Here is an 18,275-nt window from a genome sequence, read left to right on the forward strand (position 1 = left end):
GGCGGCGGGGGCCGTGTCGGATCCCGGGACGCGCTTCTGAGAGGTTTCTGAGTGCCGTGGACGGCATGCTCGAGGGATGCACGACGAACTCACCGTCCAGGAATCCGGACCCACCGCGTCGGGGGGCAGTCCCGCCTCCGCGCCCGGGAGCACCCCGGCCCCCCGCAATCCTGGACGCGCCGACCAGCTCGATCGCCGTGAAGGGCTTGGCCGGCTGGGCCGGAGCGTGCTGCGACCGGCCTCGGTGGTCTGCCTCATGCTGGTGGCGGCGGTGATCGCGACCGGTTTCGCGGTGCGCAGCTCCACCGCCGAGACGGGGATCCTGATCTGGATCGACGTCCATCACACCCCGGCCCTCGACGGCGTCGCGTGGGCGCTGAGCTGGGCCTTCGAATCGCCCCGGGCGATCGCGGTGGTCGTGCTGCTCGCCGCCGGGGTGGCCTGGCGGCGTCGACACCTGATCGACGGGCTGTGCGCGGGGATCGCGCTGGCGCTGACCTGGGGCACGAGCTACCTGGTGAAGCTGCTGGTGGGACGCCACCGGCCGGCCTGGACGCTGCTGCGCCACCATGTGGGCGGCCCGGAGCAGGATCCCAGTTTTCCCAGTGGCCATGCGACATTCACGACGGCGCTCGTCGTCGTGGTCGTGATGTGCACCCGGCGCGGGTGGCGGGTGTGGATCGGGGCGGTGGGGTGCGTACTCGCGGCGGGGGTGGCGGCGTCACGGCTGTACCTGGGAGTGCACTACCCCAGCGATGTCGCCGCCGGTATCGTCTACGGCGCGGCGGCCGGATACCTGATGTTCCGCGCCACCACCCTGGTGAGCCATGCGCGTCCGGACCGCCGTGCCGGCCAGGACGAGGACGAGCTCCGATCCGGGCCTGGAGAGATCTCATGACCATCAACCCAAGCTGGCAGTTCCTCGTCGCCTTCCTGGCGCTTGTGGCGCTGACGATGGTGATCTCCCGCGTCGGGAGGCTCGGGATCGGGCGGGCCTCGGCCGTCGCCTCGGTGCGTGCCATGATCCAGCTGGCCGTGGTCTCCCTGATCCTCGTCTACGCGCTGCAGCATCTGTGGGCGGCCGTCGGATTCACCCTGCTGATGTTCGCGGTGGCCGTGGGGACGACTGCCGGGCGCACCGGGGTGGGCAGGGCCTGGCCGTGGACGGCGGTCGCGGTGGCCTCGGGGATCGTGCCGGTGCTGGTGATCGTGTTCTGCTCCGGGGCGTCGCCGTTCAATGCCGCGGCACTCATCCCGATCGCCGGGATCATCATCGGCAACATGATGAACGGCCACACCCTGGCCGGGCGGCGTCTGTTCCCCGCGCTGCGGGAGGACATCGGCACCTTCGAGGCGGCCCTGTCACTGGGCCTGCCGCGCGCCGACGCGATCCGCATGGTGACCCAGGGCAGCGTGGCCGAGGCGGTGATCCCCAGCGTCGACAGCACCCGGACCGTCGGCCTGGTGACCCTGCCCGGCGCCTTCGTCGGCGTGCTGCTGGGAGGCGGGTCGGCGGTTCAGGCTGGCGCCGCGCAGTTGCTGGTGCTGATGGGGATCCTGGCCGGACAGGCGGTGACCGTGGTGGTGGCCCACAAGCTGATCTGCCGGGGGCTGCTGCTGCCGCCGGACCTCAAGGAGAAGCTGCACGAGTAGTGCACTGGTCCGGAGCCGGCCCCATAGACCGAGGCGATGGCGGAGTTCGTCCTCTTCTGCGTGCCGACCGTCGTCTACCTGGTGGCGCAGTCGCGAGGAGCTGAGCGCACTCTCCGCGCCGCGCCGCGCCGCGCGGGGGTGGTCTGGGGAGCCCCGACAGCCTACGGATAAGTGGCTCTTCACGAACGAGGGATGCTCCTATATCTGTCAAGCGGCGTGTTGGTGATGGGTGAGGTAGTCACGGTAGGTGGTGATGGTCTGTCGGTTCGAGGAGTGTCCGCGTTCGATGGTGGAGAGCGTGGAGATGGAGCATTTGAGGGCGTCGGCGGCCTGGGCGAGGGTGAGGTCGGCGGCTTCGCGCAGGGGACGGAGCTCGGTGGTGTCCAGGGGCTGGGGTGGGTTCGTGATCAGGTGGTAGACCTCGCTGGCTATGGCGCGCTTGAGGCATCTGATGATCTCCTTGGTGGTCCTGCCCTCGGCGCGACGGCGGGCGGCGTAGGCGCGGGTACGGGAATCGGAGTGCAGCCGGACAACGGCGATGTGGTAGAGCGCACTGTTCGCCCGCCGGTTGCCACCCCGGTTGAGGCGGTGCCGGATGGTCTTTCCCGAGGATGCCGGAACGGGAGCTGCCCCACACATCATCGCGAACGCACCCTCACCCTTGATGCGTTCGGGGTTGTCGCCGGCCGCGATGAGAAGTTGGGCGGCGCAGATCACACCGATGCCCTTGGCCTGGAGAAGTGCCGGGTTGGCCTCGGCCACGAGCCGTCGCAGCGTGCGGTCGTGTCCTGCGATTTCGGCGTCCAGCATGCCGATGCGCCTGGCGAGGGTCCGCAGTGTGGCCCGGGTGAGCCCGGTGAGCCGGTCGTCCGATTCGTGGCCACGGGTACGGGCCAGCATGTTGATCAGCGCACTGCCGGACAGATCTCGGAACTGGGATCGGAGGGTGTCCGGGGCCGACACGAGCAGGTCTCTGATCTGCAGTGTGGTATCGGTGCCGGCCTTGATGGCGCTGGAGCGGGCGACCACGGTCACGCGTATGGCCTCGACGAGACCGTCGCCGTTCTTCGGCGTCGAGCAACCGGTCCCGGACAACGCCGTCCGGGCCGCCGCGTAGGCGTCGATCTGATCGGTCTTGCCCCGCATGCGGCGAACCTGCCGGCTCGGGCGGAGCACCTCGACGACCTCGATGCCCGCCGCGATCAGATGCCGGGCCAGGCCTGCCCCGTAGGAGTTCGTGCCCTCCACCCCGACCCTTGCGAGAGGCCCGTGAGCGGTGATGAACGCGGTCAGCGCCCGGTAGCCGGCCGGGGTCGCGGGGAACGGTGCGGCCTCGAGCTGTTGGCCGGTCGACGTGATCACGGCTGCGTAGTGCGTGTCCTTGTGGGTGTCCACTCCGGCGATGACCGGCGTGTCCCTCCCGACCGTATCGTTGCGGACCATATCTAGTCGCTCCTCCGATCGTGGTTCATGATGGAGGCGCCGGCCGGGACGGTCGGGCAACACGTTGACGAAACCGGGTCGAAAACGGGGTCGTGCTCCTATCAGGCCATGACCGCCCGACCAGCGCCTCTCGCGGGTTCCGATGGGCAGACAAATCCCTTGCAGGGCAGGATCAGCAGACCGGCCAGTGTAGACATCGAGTCATGCCCACCGGAACTACTTCGAGTATCAACGTGTAGCGGGGGGTTGAGTCTGGCTGGCGTGTCGGGGTGGGTGTGAGGGTCGGGGTCTTCCGATGATGGGAGTTCCTACGCTGCCCATCTGAAAGACCCCGACGTGTCCCACGCTACCTTTGCTGCCCCCGATCTGACCACGTTCGCCCGCCTGGATGACCTCGGCCTCGTGGTGGTGGGCCAGAGAGTCCTCCCGGATCGCTGCGAGGTGGCCTGCCGGGTGGTGGACGATGACCGGTGGTGTCGCGAGTGTGGGTGCGAAGGGATCCCCCGCGACACCGTGGTCCGTCGCCTCGCCCACGAGCCCTCGGGCTGGAGACCGGTGACACTGGTGGTGCGAGTGCGTCGCTACCGCTGTTCGGGGTATGGGCGTGTGTGGAGGCAGGACACCACTGGGGCGGCCCAGCCGCGCTCGAAACTGTCCCGGGGCGGACTGCGTTGGGCCCTGGAAGGCATCGTCGTCCAACACCTCACCGTCGCCCGGGTCGCTGAGGGTCTGGGCGTGTCCTGGGACTGCGCCAACACCTCCGTCCTGGAGGAGGGACGCAGGGTCCTCATCAACGATGAGCATCGCTTCGAGGGTGTGACCACGATCGGGGTGGACGAGCACGTGTGGCGGCACACGCGCAGGGGCGACAAGTTCGTCACCGTGATCATCGACCTCACCCCGCTGCGCGAGGGAAGGGGTCCTGCCAGGTTGTTGGACATGGTGGAGGGCCGCTCCAAGAAGGCCTTCAAGGAGTGGCTCAGCCAGCAAGACCCTGCGTGGCGCGACCGGATTGAGGTGGTCGCCATGGACGGCTTCACCGGGTTCAAGACCGCAGCGAAGGAAGAACTCCCCGACGCGGTGGAGGTCATGGATCCCTTCCACGTCGTCCAGCTCGCCGGCGATGCCCTGGACCACTTCCGCCAGCGCGTCCAGCAAGACACCACCGGACATCGAGGCCGGTCCGGGGACCCCCTGTACGGGGTGCGCAAGACCCTGCACACCGGGATGGATCTCCTCACAGACAAGCAACGCACCCGCCTGGAGGGCGTCTTCGCCCAGGACGCTCACGTCGGGGTGGAAGCCACCTGGGGCATCTACCAGAAGATCGTGGCCGCCTACCGCGATCCCGACCCCAAGGCCGGGCGAGCCCAGCTGGCCCACGTCATCGAGGTCATCAGCCGCGGCGTTCCCGCCGCCCTCGCTGAGATCATCACCCTGGGGCGCACCCTCAAGCGGCGCGCCACAGACGTCCTGGCCTACTTCGAGCGCCCCCACACCTCCAACGGCCCGACAGAAGCCCTCAATGGCCGACTGGAACACCTGCGCGGCTCAGCCTTGGGCTTCCGGAACCTGACGAACTACATTGCCCGCAGTCTCCTCGAGGCCGGAGGATTCAGACCCCAACTACACGTTGATACTCGAAGTAGTTCCGGTGGGCATGACTCGATGTCTACACTGGCCGGTCTGCTGATCCTGCCCTGCAAGGGATTTGTCTGCCCATCGGAACCCGCGAGAGGCGCTGGTCGGGCGGTCATGGCCTGATAGGAGCACGACCCCGTTTTCGACCCGGTTTCGTCAACGTGTTGCCCGACCGTCCCGGCCGGCGCCTCCATCATGAACCACGATCGGAGGAGCGACTAGATATGGTCCGCAACGATACGGTCGGGAGGGACACGCCGGTCATCGCCGGAGTGGACACCCACAAGGACACGCACTACGCAGCCGTGATCACGTCGACCGGCCAACAGCTCGAGGCCGCACCGTTCCCCGCGACCCCGGCCGGCTACCGGGCGCTGACCGCGTTCATCACCGCTCACGGGCCTCTCGCAAGGGTCGGGGTGGAGGGCACGAACTCCTACGGGGCAGGCCTGGCCCGGCATCTGATCGCGGCGGGCATCGAGGTCGTCGAGGTGCTCCGCCCGAGCCGGCAGGTTCGCCGCATGCGGGGCAAGACCGATCAGATCGACGCCTACGCGGCGGCCCGGACGGCGTTGTCCGGGACCGGTTGCTCGACGCCGAAGAACGGCGACGGTCTCGTCGAGGCCATACGCGTGACCGTGGTCGCCCGCTCCAGCGCCATCAAGGCCGGCACCGATACCACACTGCAGATCAGAGACCTGCTCGTGTCGGCCCCGGACACCCTCCGATCCCAGTTCCGAGATCTGTCCGGCAGTGCGCTGATCAACATGCTGGCCCGTACCCGTGGCCACGAATCGGACGACCGGCTCACCGGGCTCACCCGGGCCACACTGCGGACCCTCGCCAGGCGCATCGGCATGCTGGACGCCGAAATCGCAGGACACGACCGCACGCTGCGACGGCTCGTGGCCGAGGCCAACCCGGCACTTCTCCAGGCCAAGGGCATCGGTGTGATCTGCGCCGCCCAACTTCTCATCGCGGCCGGCGACAACCCCGAACGCATCAAGGGTGAGGGTGCGTTCGCGATGATGTGTGGGGCAGCTCCCGTTCCGGCATCCTCGGGAAAGACCATCCGGCACCGCCTCAACCGGGGTGGCAACCGGCGGGCGAACAGTGCGCTCTACCACATCGCCGTTGTCCGGCTGCACTCCGATTCCCGTACCCGCGCCTACGCCGCCCGCCGTCGCGCCGAGGGCAGGACCACCAAGGAGATCATCAGATGCCTCAAGCGCGCCATAGCCCGCGAGGTCTACCACCTGATCACGAACCCACCCCAGCCCCTGGACACCACCGAGCTCCGTCCCCTGCGCGAAGCCGCCGACCTCACCCTCGCCCAGGCCGCCGACGCCCTCAAATGCTCCATCTCCACGCTCTCCACCATCGAACGCGGACACTCCTCGAACCGACAGACCATCACCACCTACCGTGACTACCTCACCCATCACCAACACGCCGCTTGACAGATATAGGAGCATCCCTCAATCGTGAAGAGCCACTTTACGGCCTGCCTCGACGGAACAGAACCGACCCTGGTGGCTACAAGCTGCGCGATCCATCCAGGAGGCACTCATATCGACAACGAAGAGGCACAAGATGTTCCAACGTCTAACGACGGCGCAGAAGCTACGCATCGTCGAGTACTACTTCGACTGCCACTCTAGCCGCGACACCGCCACCAGGCTCAAAATCAGGAAGACGACAGTTGTGAGGCCAGCCCGAGACCTCGGCCAGACGCCGCGATCCCGTCACGTCACAGCACCAACGGTACCGACTATCCTTTCAGTCTCATGCGCATCCAATCCATGAACATCTCTTGATGATGGGTATTCAATACTTGTTGCCCGACAGTCGGCAGCGCTGACCCTATAACCATAGGTCAATAACAGATTCTTTCTGTATAGACTTTGGCAGCTGAATATCACCTGAAGAGCCAACCATCTTCAACAGGGTCAAACTTCAATAAAGAAGGAAGTAATTAGTCCACCGACATACTTTCTTTAAAGTACCAAGCAAAGGCAGGACGAATCAACCACTTCAATACCCTAAGACTGTTGCGTGGCACTATTGGGGTATCCTTGATCTGGGTTATTACCAAGTGTTTGCATTGTGTACACTGGCATGTTTCTCCCATCGTCTGTCGGCGTTGTTGTAAAGATGACCGATATGACATCTGTGCTTGGTTTTGTCTTACCTTTCCAGTCGCTAGCGGCGAGATTGGCTGCGATGAGACACTGGGCATCTGATGCCGAAGTAAATCCATTTGGTGGAGTATTGACATCAAGCTGAGGTGTCTGCTCTTCCGCGCCAATCTTAAACGTTGGGTCGTATTTATAGTACCCGAAGAATCTTTGTAGTCGCTTATAGATGATTGGATCAGAAGTTGTTTCGCTATCATCAGACCCTATCGCGTTTATTGCTACCGCATTCATGACCCGAAGACGAATCGCAAGTTCACGCCAGGTCGTTATGCTCTTCTCTTTTGTAGAAGTATACTTCTCACCAAGATTACCCTGAGCCATGTCGGGTGACGCAACCGTCCAGTCTATCTCATTCAGAAGCTTTTCGGCCTCTTCCTTGTTCTCGTTATCAGCGATCAACTCCTCTATGTTTACAATAGCAGCATCTGTATAGTCAAGAGCTATTCTTGCCTGTTTCTTTTTGTCAAAAGTATCATAGTCGGGCCGTGCCATTTCTTTTGCAGCGTTATTGAAGATCTCATCGTATTTGTCATAGTCTTCTGTAGCTAATGTTCGGATGTTAATTTTCTTTTCGCGCACATCGCTGATCGTGTGGACGTCCTTATATTTTTCAGATGAGGCCGTTTCCACACCCGAACTAGCCGCGTCTGGTGTTGCTGTTGCCTCTGGAGTCTTTGGTGCCGAAGATACCGTTGTACTAGGTTTTTCGGCAGCGTTCACCTTGCTACCACATCCTGCTACGGCCACTGCGGCACCAATGCCCGCCATTAAACCAAATAAACTTCGGCGACAGATTGGATCTGAACTGGGATGAAACTGATTCGAATACTGTTCATGCGACATGATTGAGATACTTGCCTAACTTTTCGAGTATGCACCATGTGTACGCGATCACACCAATCGGGCGCGTGTATAGAAGACCATATATCTAAAGATCAGCGAATGCCAAGAGGAACTTGATGTGTCCCCCAAACTGGGGACAGATCGAGTTGCTCTGAAGCATCTGGTGGCACAGGACGAGTCTCACGCCAACCGCTGCTCGAGTGGCTCAACCAAGCTTATTGAGACACACTCGCCCGTTGGTCGCGTTACTTCAAGTATATGAGCCCGCCGCAGCTGGAGAAGATCTCCAATCGAACCAAGTTGCGAAAACGATCCTCGATCTATCCCACAATGGATGCGTGTGATCTCAGCATCCTGACGAAGTCCATTGCGCCATATAACCGGCAATAATCCGTCGTGTCCCTATATGCCCATCATCCGGACCAGCTTGTCCGTCAAATCATCCCTATACTCCCGTTTCTCCAGCCCGTATGTTTTCAGTGCCTTAACTAGGTCTTTGTTCTCGGCTTCGGCTTCAGACAGATTCACGTAATCGTAGTGAAGGGCATGCCACTTGCGCGGAACCAGCATGATCATGTCAATGCCTGAGACGGGGCCGCGTTGAAAGGCCTTGTAGTCCTTTAGATCGTATGAGCGGTCTCTGATGTGTATGATGCCGTCTCGTAGCTCGGCATCATGAACGACTTCATCCTTCTGCCGGTAGCTCAGAAGAAGCGCCGTCGCCGCTAATGCGATCACCAAGCCAAAGAGATACTCCCCCAAACCGACAACTATGATCAGGATATAGCACACAACGAGCACGAACACTATGCGCCACCTCATGGAGTGATGCCGAGACTTGATGGGTGCCGCCCACTGGACAGCCGGCCTTATTGATGGGGATTCTCGCTTCGTTCGAGTTGTCATGCTACCTCCTGTCGTCTCTATCGATACCTAATTGTGTCTTCATTATACCTAATTTGTCGGCCCTGCGTCATGGGTTGAATCAACGTCTGGATTCTGATGGCGAACGTCAAACCGTCCCGGTTCCGGATCTTGGACGTCAGGTGGAACCTGCGGTGCAGCTTGTGGGGTGGGTTGACCCTCTCTCTGTCCAGACTGCGACTCTAGCTGAAAGTGCTCCGTCAACACCTTCTGCTTGTTCTCCCCCATATTGTTCCATGTATTCTTGTTACTGAACATTGCCCTGGCGTGATTTTCTGTGATGCCACCTGATACCACGCCCTTTTGAAGATTGTCCACGCTCTGACCTGAAAGTTCATTAGCGGTCAGATTCTTGAACGTCTCGGGATTGTTCGTAACATCCGTCACCGTCGTGCCCGGAGCCGAATGGGACAGCTTATCCAGCACGGCGTTCTTACTCTTTAGACCTGACTTGTTGCATTGGCTTAGTGCCCCGCATCGGACTCGATCGCGTTGATGATGGCGCGGGCCTCGGGTGTGGTCTGGGGCTTGATGGTGTGAAGCGAGCCGTTGATCTCCAGGGTCGCTGAGCGTAGTGGGGCGAGGGTATGGACGATCCGTTTGACCGACAGGCCGGTGACCTGTCGTAGGTAACGCGAGACGGCCAGGGCGGCGAATGCCGTGGTCAGGTGGGCCTCGATGGAGTCAGAGAGCCGGTGGAAGATGGGCCGGGCCCGCAGGTCGGACTTGGCCATGCGGAAGGAGTCCTCGACGTGCCAGAGGTCGTGGTAGGCCCCGATCACCTGGACCGGAGTCATCACCGATACTGGAATATTGGTCACGTATCCCTTCAACCCGACCAGTTGGCGGGCCCGGTCGATCGCCTTGTGATCCAAGGACAAGCCGTTCGCCGATGCGCTGACGAACCGTGGCTTGCGGGCCGGTCTGTCACCGTCGACCACGGCTTTGGCGCGGTTCTCCTGAGCCGTCAATGTGGCCGAGTCCCGCACGGCCCGTTTGCGGGAGTACTGCCAGACCGCCCGCCAGCTATCGGTGGACCCGGCTGGATCCCAGACCGGCTCGGCCCGTCTGCTGCGAGGGTGGCAGGTCTTCCTCCTCGGGGTGCGGGGTGTGATCGTGTCGATGATCTGCCCGTCATCGAAGGCCGTGCCGTTCCAGTGGAAATGGCCGGCCAGGTCGCTGGGGGCCTTTACCGACCGGGATCCCACGATGAACCGCAGACCTGCACCGTCCAGGGCCTCCAGATTGGAGGCCGACAGCATGCCGGCGTCTGCGACCACCACCATGTCGGCGATCTCGTGGGCCGACCGGTAGGCCTCAACAATCGGGATCAGGGTCGTGGTCTCGGCCTTGTTGCCGGGAAAACAGCCAATCTGGAGGGGAAAGCCCCAGCGGTCCACGAGGAGCCCGACCACGATCTGGGGATCAACCCGGCGTTCCTTCGAATAGCCGACCTTGCGCAGACTGTCCTCGTTCTCAGCCTCGAAGTACAGGGTGGTCACGTCATAGAGCACCAGAGTCACCTCCCCGCCACCGGCCGAGTACCGGTGGCAGGCATCGGTGATCACGGCACGGTAGTCGCGGTCCTGGGCACGAGCCAGGTGCCGGTAGATCGTGGTGTGATGCGGCGGGTCCTGACCCAAACCGGTCAGGACCCGCCCGACAGCCAGTTTCGAGGTGGGTTCGACGATCCGGGCCACAACGACCTGCTCGAACACCTGATCGGCAACCGCGTCGAATCCCAGGCGGCGATAGGCCCTGTCCAGCACAGACCACAACAGGTCCGAGGCCGTCGAGACGACCTGCGCAGGCCTGGCAAGCGCTGAACTCTCATGGCGTCCAGAGTCCTCACCGGTCAACCTGTCCTGGACCACGGGCTCGGTGAACGACTCCTCGACCGCAACCGGGATCTCCACGCCCAGGTCCAAGGGCTCCTGGCCGCTCAACTGCTCGATCCTGGCCCGGGCAGTGGTCCTGAGTACCGCCAGTTCCTCGTCACTGTGAGCCGAGCCCACATGCTCCACGATGATGCGCCTGCCCCGTCGCTTCTCAGCGATCTGGACCGCCACCGCACCCGAACCCGTGCGGACCGTCCGGACATAGGTCATGACCCCCACAATACGGGTCCCCAGGACCGTCTTAGTGCCCCAAAACAGCCACGATCGAACACGAAACCCGTAGCCAGACCAACACACCCGACCGAACCCCGAAAAACTGCATCAAGTCAGGCGAGAGACGGCAAGCAGTCCATTGACACGAAGCTGCGCGGGCAGCAGAGCAAGGTCACCTACGCCAACGAGAGGATCTATGCCCTCGACAGGGGAGGCGAGGACAGCAGGGGTGAACTGCGGATCTACTCCCTGGACACCGGCAGACTTCTGCAGGAGATGGCGACCCCGGCCCCTCGACAAGGCCTACGACAGGTCGGGGGACTCGGCCATCACGGGGATCGCCGCCAGACCGGACCACTGACACGACCTGCGCTGGCACTGTCACGCGGAGACCCGAGGCCCCAAGAAGATGAGGTGGCGCTCGGTGGTCAGCCACCCCTGGGCGCACTCCTTGCCGATGCGCGACTCATCTGGTGCTGCTGCTCGTTGCGACCGCTCGCACCCATATGGTTGAAATCGGTCAAGTCGTGCGATCTACGTGCGATAGCAAACCCCTCAGATGCCCTCCCATGCCCCTTCCTGCGGTTCTCCCGAACATGACAAATGGCTCGTGACTAGGTGTAACACCTAGTCACGAGCCATTTATTCTCGTGTCCGAGAGAGGACTTGAACCTCCACAGCCTAAAGCGGCCACTAGCACCTCAAGCTAGCGCGTCTACCAATTCCGCCACCCGGACAGATCGCCGACTCGGGCAGTGCGCCCTGCGTCGACAGCTATGGAAGCTTATCCCGATCTCTCCGGAGTCCGCAAATCTGTGTCTCACAGTGGCCGGGATGTCCGGTTGCCGGGAGCCGGTGGCAGAATCCCGGTATGGATCCAGACACCTCGACGACCTCGGTCGTCGGCACCGCACCCGAGACCGAGGTGGTGACGATCTGTCAGGATCTTCTCCGGGTCGACTCGACGAATTTCGGTCCCGGAAGAGCCCGTGGCGAGGCCGAGATGGCGGGTCTGGTGGCGGGTCTCCTCACCGAGATCGGGGCGACCTGCCGGACCTACGAGCCCGAGCCGGGCCGCACCACCTTGGTCGCCGACTGGGCTCCCGAGGGCACCGACATGTCCCGACCGGTCCTGATGCTGCACGGTCACAGCGACGTCGTGCCCGCCGATGCGAGCGACTGGACGGTGCCCCCGTTCTCCGGAGAGATCCGCGACGACTGCCTGTGGGGACGCGGCGCCATCGACATGAAGGGGTTTCTCGCCATGGTGCTGTCGGCCATGCGGGCCCGGCACCGTCGCGGCGAGGTCCCCTCCAGGCCGGTGAGATTCATCCTCTTCGCCGATGAGGAGGCCTCCGGCACTCTGGGTTCTAGCTGGCTCGGCCCGCACCACCCCGAGGTCTTCGACGGCGTCACCGAGGCCATCAGCGAGATCGGCGGATTCTCCGTCACCACTCCCCAGGGTCGTCGCGGCTACGTCGTCCAGGCCGCCGAGAAGGGACTGTGGTGGTTCCGGATGACCGCCACCGGGCTGGCAGGGCATGGTTCGATGCGCAACCCGGACAACGCCGTGGCGCGGATCTGCGCCGCTGTCGACCGGATCGTCGCCCACCGCTGGCCCGATCTTCATCATCCGGTCCAGGAGGCCTTCCTGGACTCCTACTCGCGGCTATGGGGGGTCGACGTCGACCACGACGACCTCGAAGGATCGCTGGCCGGTCTGGGACCGCTGTCGAGAATGGTCGGCGCCGCATCCAGCCAGATGGTGACCCCCACCGTGCTGTCGGCGGGATACAAGGTCAACGTGATCCCGACCGCCGCCAGCGCGGAGCTGGATGCGCGGTTCGTGCCAGGCCACGACGAGGAGATGATCGCCCAGATCAAGGACCTCGCCGGACCCGGAATCACCTTCGAGACGATCGCCTACCGGCCCTCGGTCGAGGCACCGTTCGACGGCCCGGTGGTCGATGCCATCAGGTCGGCCATCGATGCCGAGGACCCGGGTGCGATGGTGCTTCCCTTCCTCAACAGTGCGGGGACCGATGCGAAGGGCTTCGCCCGGCTCCCGGACGGCCGCACCATCCGATGCTACGGATGCACGCCCCTGAAACTCCCGGAGGACTTCGACTTCATCTCGCTGTACCACGGGGTGGACGAGAGGGTACCGCTGGACTCCTTGGCATTCGGGGCCAGGGTCGTTGATCACATTCTCGAGGAGGCATGATGATGAATCAGAACACAGGCCAGACCTGCACCCTGACCCTCGATGGCAAGGAGTACACGCTCCCGGTGCTCACCGGGACCACCGGCGCGAGGTCGATCGACATCTCAGGGCTACGGGCCGCAACCGGCGGGGTGACGACCTTCGACCCGTCCTTCGCCAACACGGCGTCCTGCAGCTCGGCGATCTCATCGATCGACGGTGAGAACGGGGTGCTCACCTACCGGGGCATCCCCATCGAGACCTTCGCCACCGAGCACATCTCGTTCACCGAGACGGCCTGGCTGCTGATCTTCGGAAAGCTGCCGACCACCGCCGAGATCGAACGATTCGGCGCCCTGCTCACCAAGTACTCGGCCCTGCACCGGTCGATGGACCTGCACTTCAACGCCTTCCCGCCCAATGGGCACCCGATGGCGATCATGTCCTCGATGATCAATGCGATGAGCACCCACGACAGGCCCAGGATCACCGATGACGAGTCCTTCATCGAGTCCGCGGCCAAGCTGCTGTCCAAGGTGCGCACCATCGCGGCGGCCTCCTACAAGGCCTCGATCGGCGAGCCGGCCATCTACCCGCGCTTCGACCTGCGGTACGTGGAGAACTTCCTCCACATGATGTTCTCGCTGCCCTACGAGCCCTTCGAGGCCGATCCGGTGGTCGCCGAGGCGCTCAACCTCTTCCTGGTGCTGCACGCCGACCACGGGCAGAACTGCTCGACGTCGACCGTGAGGATGGTCGGCTCCTCGGGGGCGAACCTGTTCACCTCCTGCGCGGCGGGGGTCTGCGCCCTGTGGGGTCCGCGTCACGGCGGAGCCAACGCCAATGCGGTGAAGGGCCTGGAAAGGATCCACGAGTCCGGCCTGACGCCGCGCCAGTACGTCGCCAAGGTCAAGGACGAGAGGCAGCGCATCCCCGGCTTCGGCCACCGCATCTACCGCAACTGGGACCCGCGGGCCAAGATTCTGCGCCGCGCCTGCGACCAGCTGCTGGACACCCTCAACCGCACCGACCCGCTGCTCGACATCGCCCGCGAACTGGAGCAGGTGGTGCTGGCCGACGACTACTTCGTCGAGCGCAGGCTGTTCCCGAACGTCGACTTCTACTCGGGAATCGTGCTGCGCGCCCTCAACATCCCGCTGAACATGTTCACGGTGATGTTCTCGATCGGGCGGACCGCCGGATGGATCGCCCAGTGGAAAGAGGTCCACGACGACCCCAGGGGCCGGATCGACCGGCCCCGTCAGCTCTACCGCGGCGCTGCCCACACCGAGTGGACCCCTCCCGAGGATCGCGACTGAGAGGTCCCCGACGACGAACCCTGTCGGTGACAGGTGCTCTCACCGGAGCAGGTTCGGCCCGCCCGTGATGTCGTCGAGAGCGGCGGTGATCTCGTCGGGCAGCTCGTGCTCGTCGGCGGCCAGCAACTCGGTGAGCTGGGCGGGAGTGCGCGGGCCGACCAGCGCCGAGGCCACCTGAGGGGCGTCGCGCACCCAGGACAGCGCCACCTGGGCCGGGGTGATGCCCAGACCGTCGGCGGCCTTGGCGACAGCCTCGGCGACGGCCCGCGACTTCGTCGTGAGATACGGCTCGACGAACCAGGAGAGCTTGTCGTTGGCCCCCCGCGAGTCCCGCGGGGTGCCGGTGCGGTACCTGCCGGCGAGGACTCCACGACCCAGCGCGGACCAGGCCAGCACCCCCATCCGGTGGTGACGCGCCGCCGGCACCACCTCGATCTCGGCGCGGCGGGCCAGCAAGGAGTACTCCACCTGGTTGCTGACGATCGGCATCCGGGAGTGCTCTGCGCGCTGCCAGGTGGCCGCGGTCGCCGACTGCCATCCCACGAAGTTGCTCACCCCGACATAGCGGGCCATCCCGCTGCGCACGGCATGGTCCAAGGCCTCGCAGGTCTCCTCGAGGGGCGCGTCGCCCCAGGCGTGGACCTGCCACAGATCGACGTGGTCGGTGCGCAGTCGTCGCAGAGACCCCTCCAGATCCCGCAGCATCGCCGACCGCGAGGTGTCGACGATGCGGTCGGGCCCCTCGACGGTGAACCCGGCCTTGGTGGCGATCACCAGGTCGTCGCGGTTCAGGTCGAGATGGATCGCCCGACCGATGATCTTCTCGGCCAGACCCGAGGCATAGGCCGGAGCGGTGTCGATCAGACTGCCGCCGGCCTCGACGAAGCGCAGCAGCATGGTGCGGGCATCCTGGACGTCGGTCTGCCCGCCCCAGGTCAGCGTGCCAAGCCCCATACGCGAGACCTTGAGGCCGCTGGCGCCCACTGTTCTCGACAGCATCTGTGTTCTCCCTCGGGCCGACGCGCCGGTGCGCGCCAAGCCTAGTGGTGCCGATGGACCGATCGTGGGGTCCACCTCGACCCGTCCCTGAGCCCCTACAGTGGCCCCATGGCCCGAGTCACCCACCACTACCAGGATCCTGACCGTTTCGTGTGCGGGACGGTCGGATGGCCGGGGGACCGGGTCTTCTACATGCAGGTCCGCCAGGCCAACCGCCTCACGACGGTGCGCTGCGACCGGGAGCAGGTGGATCTGCTGTCGGGCCACCTCGACCGGATCCTCAACGACCTGAGCAGGCTCGCAGCCGGCATCGTGAGCATTCCGGACGCCGTCGAGGAGCCCGATGACACCGACCCCCTGGACGCCCCCCTGGAGGAGGAGTTCACCATCGGGGCGATCGCTATCTCGTGGGACAACCCCGCCAACCGGCTCGTCGTGGAGTTCTTCGCAGTCAGTGGCGACGAGATGATGAGCGCGGATCCCCAGCTTCTGCTCTACGCCAGCCCCGAGGACGCCCCCAACTCCCTGGAGGTGCGACTCACCCCGGACCAGGCCCGACAGTTCGTGGCCCGCTGCCGGTTCCTGCTGAAGGCCGGACGCCCGTCCTGCCCGTTCTGCGGTCAGCCGATCAACCCGGGCGGTCACATCTGCCCCCGTTCCAACGGCTACCGCCGCCCGCTGTTCCTGTGATCTGCTCTCCTCCCGGGCGCCCGGGCACGGCCCCAGTCCGACGGTCGAGGGCGGTGGCCCGGGCCTGGTCGGCGGGTCAGTGCCCACGGCTCTGGCAGAATCTGGGGCCGTTGGTCCAGTACGGGTGCGGGCAGAGCGGAGGCGGCATCAATGGGTGAGGTCATTCTGAGGTTCCTCAACGCCCAGTGGGACGTCGGGCTGGGCAGGCCGATCCTGTGGCGCGAGATCGTCGGGAATCTGTTCGGTCTGGCCTCGGCCCTGGGCGGGGCCCGGCGACGGGTGTGGGCCTGGCCGATCGGGATTCTGGGCAACGCCCTGCTGTTCACGGTCTTCCTGGGCGGCGTCTTCCACACCCCGCAGGACCTGGACCTGTGGGGCCAGGCCGGTCGCCAGGTCTTCTTCATCATCACCTCGGTCTACGGATGGGTGGCCTGGGGCCGCTACCGACGCCACCACAGCGACTCCCGGGAAGCCGTCAGACCGCGCTGGGCGACCCCGCGGGAACGGGCTGTCGCGGGAGCCGCGGCCGTCGTCATGCTCGTGGTCTTCTACCTGGCGCTGGAGGCGCTGGGCTCCTGGGGGCCGGCCTCCGACGCCTGGATCCTCACCGGTTCGATCCTGGCCACCTACGGCATGGCCCGCGGCTGGAACGAGTTCTGGTTCGTGTGGATCGCGGTCGACCTGGTCGGCGTCCCCCTGCTGCTGTCGGCGCACTACTACCCCAGTGCCCTGATGTACAGCTTCTACGGGCTGTTCTGCCTGTACGGCTTCCTCACCTGGTGGCGCAGCGAGCATCCTCGGGTCGTCAGCGACGACGAGGGCGACGCCGTCGGGTGATCCCGACGTCCGGGGTCGGACATCGCGAATCCCCGCAGTGATCGCAGCGGTGCGGGTGCTGCGACCTAGGTCCCACCGATGCCGCTGGCCGCTGGATGGTCAGGGACGGAGCGGGAGGCGCCCCTCGGCTAGGGTTGGCCGGGTGAGCAAGACATTCGAAGAACTCTTTGCCGAGCTGTCCGAGAAGGCGGCCAATCGCCCCGAGGGGTCGAAGACCGTCGACGAGCTGGATCGCGGGGTCCATGCGATCGGCAAGAAGGTCGTCGAGGAGGCCTCCGAGGTGTGGATCGCCGCTGAGTACGAGGGCAATGACCGCACCGCCGAGGAGATCAGCCAGGAGCTTTACCACCTCCAGGTGATGATGATCAAGCTGGGGATCAGCCTCGACGATGTCTACAAGTACCTCTGAGCCTGACAGGACCGACGTGCACGATCAGGAAGCGCAGCTGCGCATCGCCGTTCCCAACAAGGGAGCACTGTCCGAGGCCGCCGCCTCCCTCCTGCTGGAGGCCGGCTACCGGCAGCGGACCGACCGCAAGGACCTCAGGCTGTTCGACGAGGAGAACGGGGTGGAGTTCTTCTACCTTCGTCCCCGCGACATCGCCATCTACGTGGGGGAGGGGACACTCGACCTGGGGATCACCGGTCGTGATCTCCTGCTGGACTCCGGTGCCGAGGCGGTGGAGGTCAAGGGTCTCGGATTCGGACGCTCGCGGTTCCGGTTCGCCGGTCGCGATGGCCTCAGGACCGTCGACGAGTTGGACGGTCGTCGGATCGCCACCTCCTACCCGGGGTTGCTGAAGCGGTACCTCGACGAGCGCGGAGTCTCTGCCCGTCTCGTTCATCTTGACGGCGCGGTGGAGTCCTCCATCGGGCTGGGGGTCGCCGATGCGATCGCCGACGTCGTGGAGACCGGGACCACCCTGCGCAAGGCCGGACTGGCCGTCTTCGGGGACGTCATCCTCGAGTCGGAGGGGGTGCTCATCCGGCGCCACGGGTTCGACGGGGGACCGGCCTTCGACCACTTCATGAAGCGGATCGAGGGGGTCCGGGTCGCCCGGAACTACGTGATGCTCGACTACGACGTGCCCGAGGCTGCGCTGGAGCAGGCATCCAGCCTCACCCCCGGTCTGGAGTCACCGACGGTCTCCCCGTTGTCGCGTCAGGGCTGGTACGCGGTGCGAGCGATGGTGCCCAAGACCCAGGTGCAGGGGCTGATGGACCAGCTCTGGGACGCCGGGGCCAGGGCCATCCTCAGCACGGACATTGCGGCCTGCCGCATCTAGCGGGTGGAGTGGCCGCCGCATCTGACGGTGGAGTGGCCGCTGCATCTGATGGTGGAGTGGCCTGCCGCATCCAACAGCGTGAAGCACATCGGGTGGTGACCCGCGGATATCCGTAGGTCACCACCCGA

15 protein-coding genes, 1 tRNA gene and 1 pseudogene are annotated in these 18,275 nt (G+C 64.6%); 11 read left to right on the top strand and 6 right to left on the bottom strand.

Going from position 1 to position 18,275, the window contains the following annotated elements:
• The first annotated feature begins 76 nt into the window (after positions 1–76).
• The 3 genes from FEZ32_RS10000 to FEZ32_RS14070 are packed head-to-tail and all read left to right on the top strand — an operon-like array spanning position 77 to position 1,824.
• Positions 77–898 carry a phosphatase PAP2 family protein gene (locus FEZ32_RS10000; RefSeq protein ID WP_138680519.1) on the top strand — a complete coding sequence of 274 codons (822 nt, stop codon included), beginning with the start codon at positions 77–79 and terminating at the stop codon, positions 896–898.
• Positions 895–1,653, top strand: coding sequence for an ABC transporter permease (locus tag FEZ32_RS10005; protein WP_138680520.1), 759 nt, complete (start codon positions 895–897; stop codon positions 1,651–1,653). The genes FEZ32_RS10000 and FEZ32_RS10005 overlap by 4 nt, the downstream gene beginning before the upstream one ends.
• A 36-nt stretch (positions 1,654–1,689) precedes the next feature.
• Positions 1,690–1,824 (top strand): hypothetical protein, encoded by a 135-nt coding sequence (locus FEZ32_RS14070; RefSeq protein WP_276338745.1) that lies wholly within the window; start codon positions 1,690–1,692, stop codon positions 1,822–1,824.
• Positions 1,825–1,860: 36 nt separating this feature from the next.
• Here the strand turns inward: FEZ32_RS14070 and FEZ32_RS10010 are convergent, their stop codons facing one another.
• Positions 1,861–3,096 (bottom strand): IS110 family RNA-guided transposase, encoded by a 1,236-nt coding sequence (locus tag FEZ32_RS10010; protein ID WP_138680521.1) that lies wholly within the window; start codon positions 3,094–3,096, stop codon positions 1,861–1,863.
• 336 nt (positions 3,097–3,432) lie between these two features.
• On the opposite strand from FEZ32_RS10010, the pseudogene FEZ32_RS10015 reads away from it, so the two are divergent.
• Positions 3,433–4,728, top strand: a pseudogene (locus FEZ32_RS10015) (ISL3-like element ISPfr8 family transposase); the annotation flags it as partial.
• Between the two features lie 233 nt (positions 4,729–4,961).
• Positions 4,962–6,197, top strand: a complete 1,236-nt coding sequence (locus tag FEZ32_RS10020; RefSeq protein WP_082816084.1) for an IS110 family RNA-guided transposase — start codon at positions 4,962–4,964, stop codon at positions 6,195–6,197.
• A gap of 582 nt (positions 6,198–6,779) precedes the next feature.
• Here FEZ32_RS10020 and FEZ32_RS10025 read toward each other — a convergent pair.
• The 4 genes from FEZ32_RS10025 to FEZ32_RS10040 form a co-directional block, all read right to left on the bottom strand.
• Positions 6,780–7,778: an uL1 family ribosomal protein gene (locus FEZ32_RS10025; RefSeq protein WP_138680522.1), complete on the bottom strand. Its 999-nt coding sequence runs from the start codon at positions 7,776–7,778 to the stop codon at positions 6,780–6,782.
• A gap of 402 nt (positions 7,779–8,180) precedes the next feature.
• Positions 8,181–8,684: a hypothetical protein gene (locus FEZ32_RS10030; protein WP_138680523.1), complete on the bottom strand. Its 504-nt coding sequence runs from the start codon at positions 8,682–8,684 to the stop codon at positions 8,181–8,183.
• A 482-nt stretch (positions 8,685–9,166) separates the two neighbouring features.
• Complete coding sequence (locus tag FEZ32_RS10035; RefSeq protein ID WP_138680524.1) at positions 9,167–10,810, bottom strand: IS1634 family transposase; 1,644 nt, start codon at positions 10,808–10,810, stop codon at positions 9,167–9,169.
• 654 nt (positions 10,811–11,464) lie between these two features.
• Positions 11,465–11,550: transfer RNA gene (locus FEZ32_RS10040), tRNA-Leu, on the bottom strand.
• A gap of 134 nt (positions 11,551–11,684) precedes the next feature.
• Here FEZ32_RS10040 and FEZ32_RS10045 point away from each other — a divergent pair.
• Together FEZ32_RS10045 and FEZ32_RS10050 are read left to right on the top strand one after the other, a co-directional pair.
• Positions 11,685–13,037, top strand: a complete 1,353-nt coding sequence (locus FEZ32_RS10045) for a M20/M25/M40 family metallo-hydrolase (RefSeq protein ID WP_138680525.1) — start codon at positions 11,685–11,687, stop codon at positions 13,035–13,037.
• Positions 13,037–14,335 carry a citrate synthase gene (locus tag FEZ32_RS10050; RefSeq protein ID WP_028703742.1) on the top strand — a complete coding sequence of 433 codons (1,299 nt, stop codon included), beginning with the start codon at positions 13,037–13,039 and terminating at the stop codon, positions 14,333–14,335. Before FEZ32_RS10045 ends, FEZ32_RS10050 begins: the two co-directional genes overlap by 1 nt.
• Positions 14,336–14,374: 39 nt before the next feature.
• On the opposite strand, the gene FEZ32_RS10055 is transcribed toward FEZ32_RS10050, so the two are convergent.
• Complete coding sequence (locus FEZ32_RS10055) at positions 14,375–15,334, bottom strand: aldo/keto reductase (protein ID WP_028703741.1); 960 nt, start codon at positions 15,332–15,334, stop codon at positions 14,375–14,377.
• Positions 15,335–15,442: 108 nt separating this feature from the next.
• Here FEZ32_RS10055 and FEZ32_RS10060 point away from each other — a divergent pair, with 108 nt between their 5' ends.
• The 4 genes from FEZ32_RS10060 to hisG all read left to right on the top strand — a co-directional run bounded on the left by FEZ32_RS10060 (position 15,443) and on the right by hisG (position 18,147).
• Positions 15,443–16,024, top strand: a complete 582-nt coding sequence (locus FEZ32_RS10060) for a DUF3090 family protein (RefSeq protein ID WP_097828103.1) — start codon at positions 15,443–15,445, stop codon at positions 16,022–16,024.
• Positions 16,025–16,174: 150 nt separating this feature from the next.
• Positions 16,175–16,861: a nicotinamide riboside transporter PnuC gene (gene pnuC, locus FEZ32_RS10065; RefSeq protein WP_138680526.1), complete on the top strand. Its 687-nt coding sequence runs from the start codon at positions 16,175–16,177 to the stop codon at positions 16,859–16,861.
• Positions 16,862–17,003: 142 nt separating this feature from the next.
• The gene (locus FEZ32_RS10070) at positions 17,004–17,270 is read left to right on the top strand and encodes a phosphoribosyl-ATP diphosphatase (protein WP_028703738.1); all 267 of its coding nucleotides are present in this window, start codon (positions 17,004–17,006) and stop codon (positions 17,268–17,270) included.
• A gap of 16 nt (positions 17,271–17,286) precedes the next feature.
• A complete protein-coding gene (gene hisG / locus FEZ32_RS10075) occupies positions 17,287–18,147 on the top strand; it encodes an ATP phosphoribosyltransferase (RefSeq protein ID WP_244937845.1) in 861 nt (286 codons plus the stop codon).
• Positions 18,148–18,275 lie beyond the last annotated feature (128 nt).

It is taken from the genome of Acidipropionibacterium jensenii (assembly GCF_005890135.1).
GTDB lineage: Bacteria > Actinomycetota > Actinomycetes > Propionibacteriales > Propionibacteriaceae > Acidipropionibacterium > Acidipropionibacterium jensenii.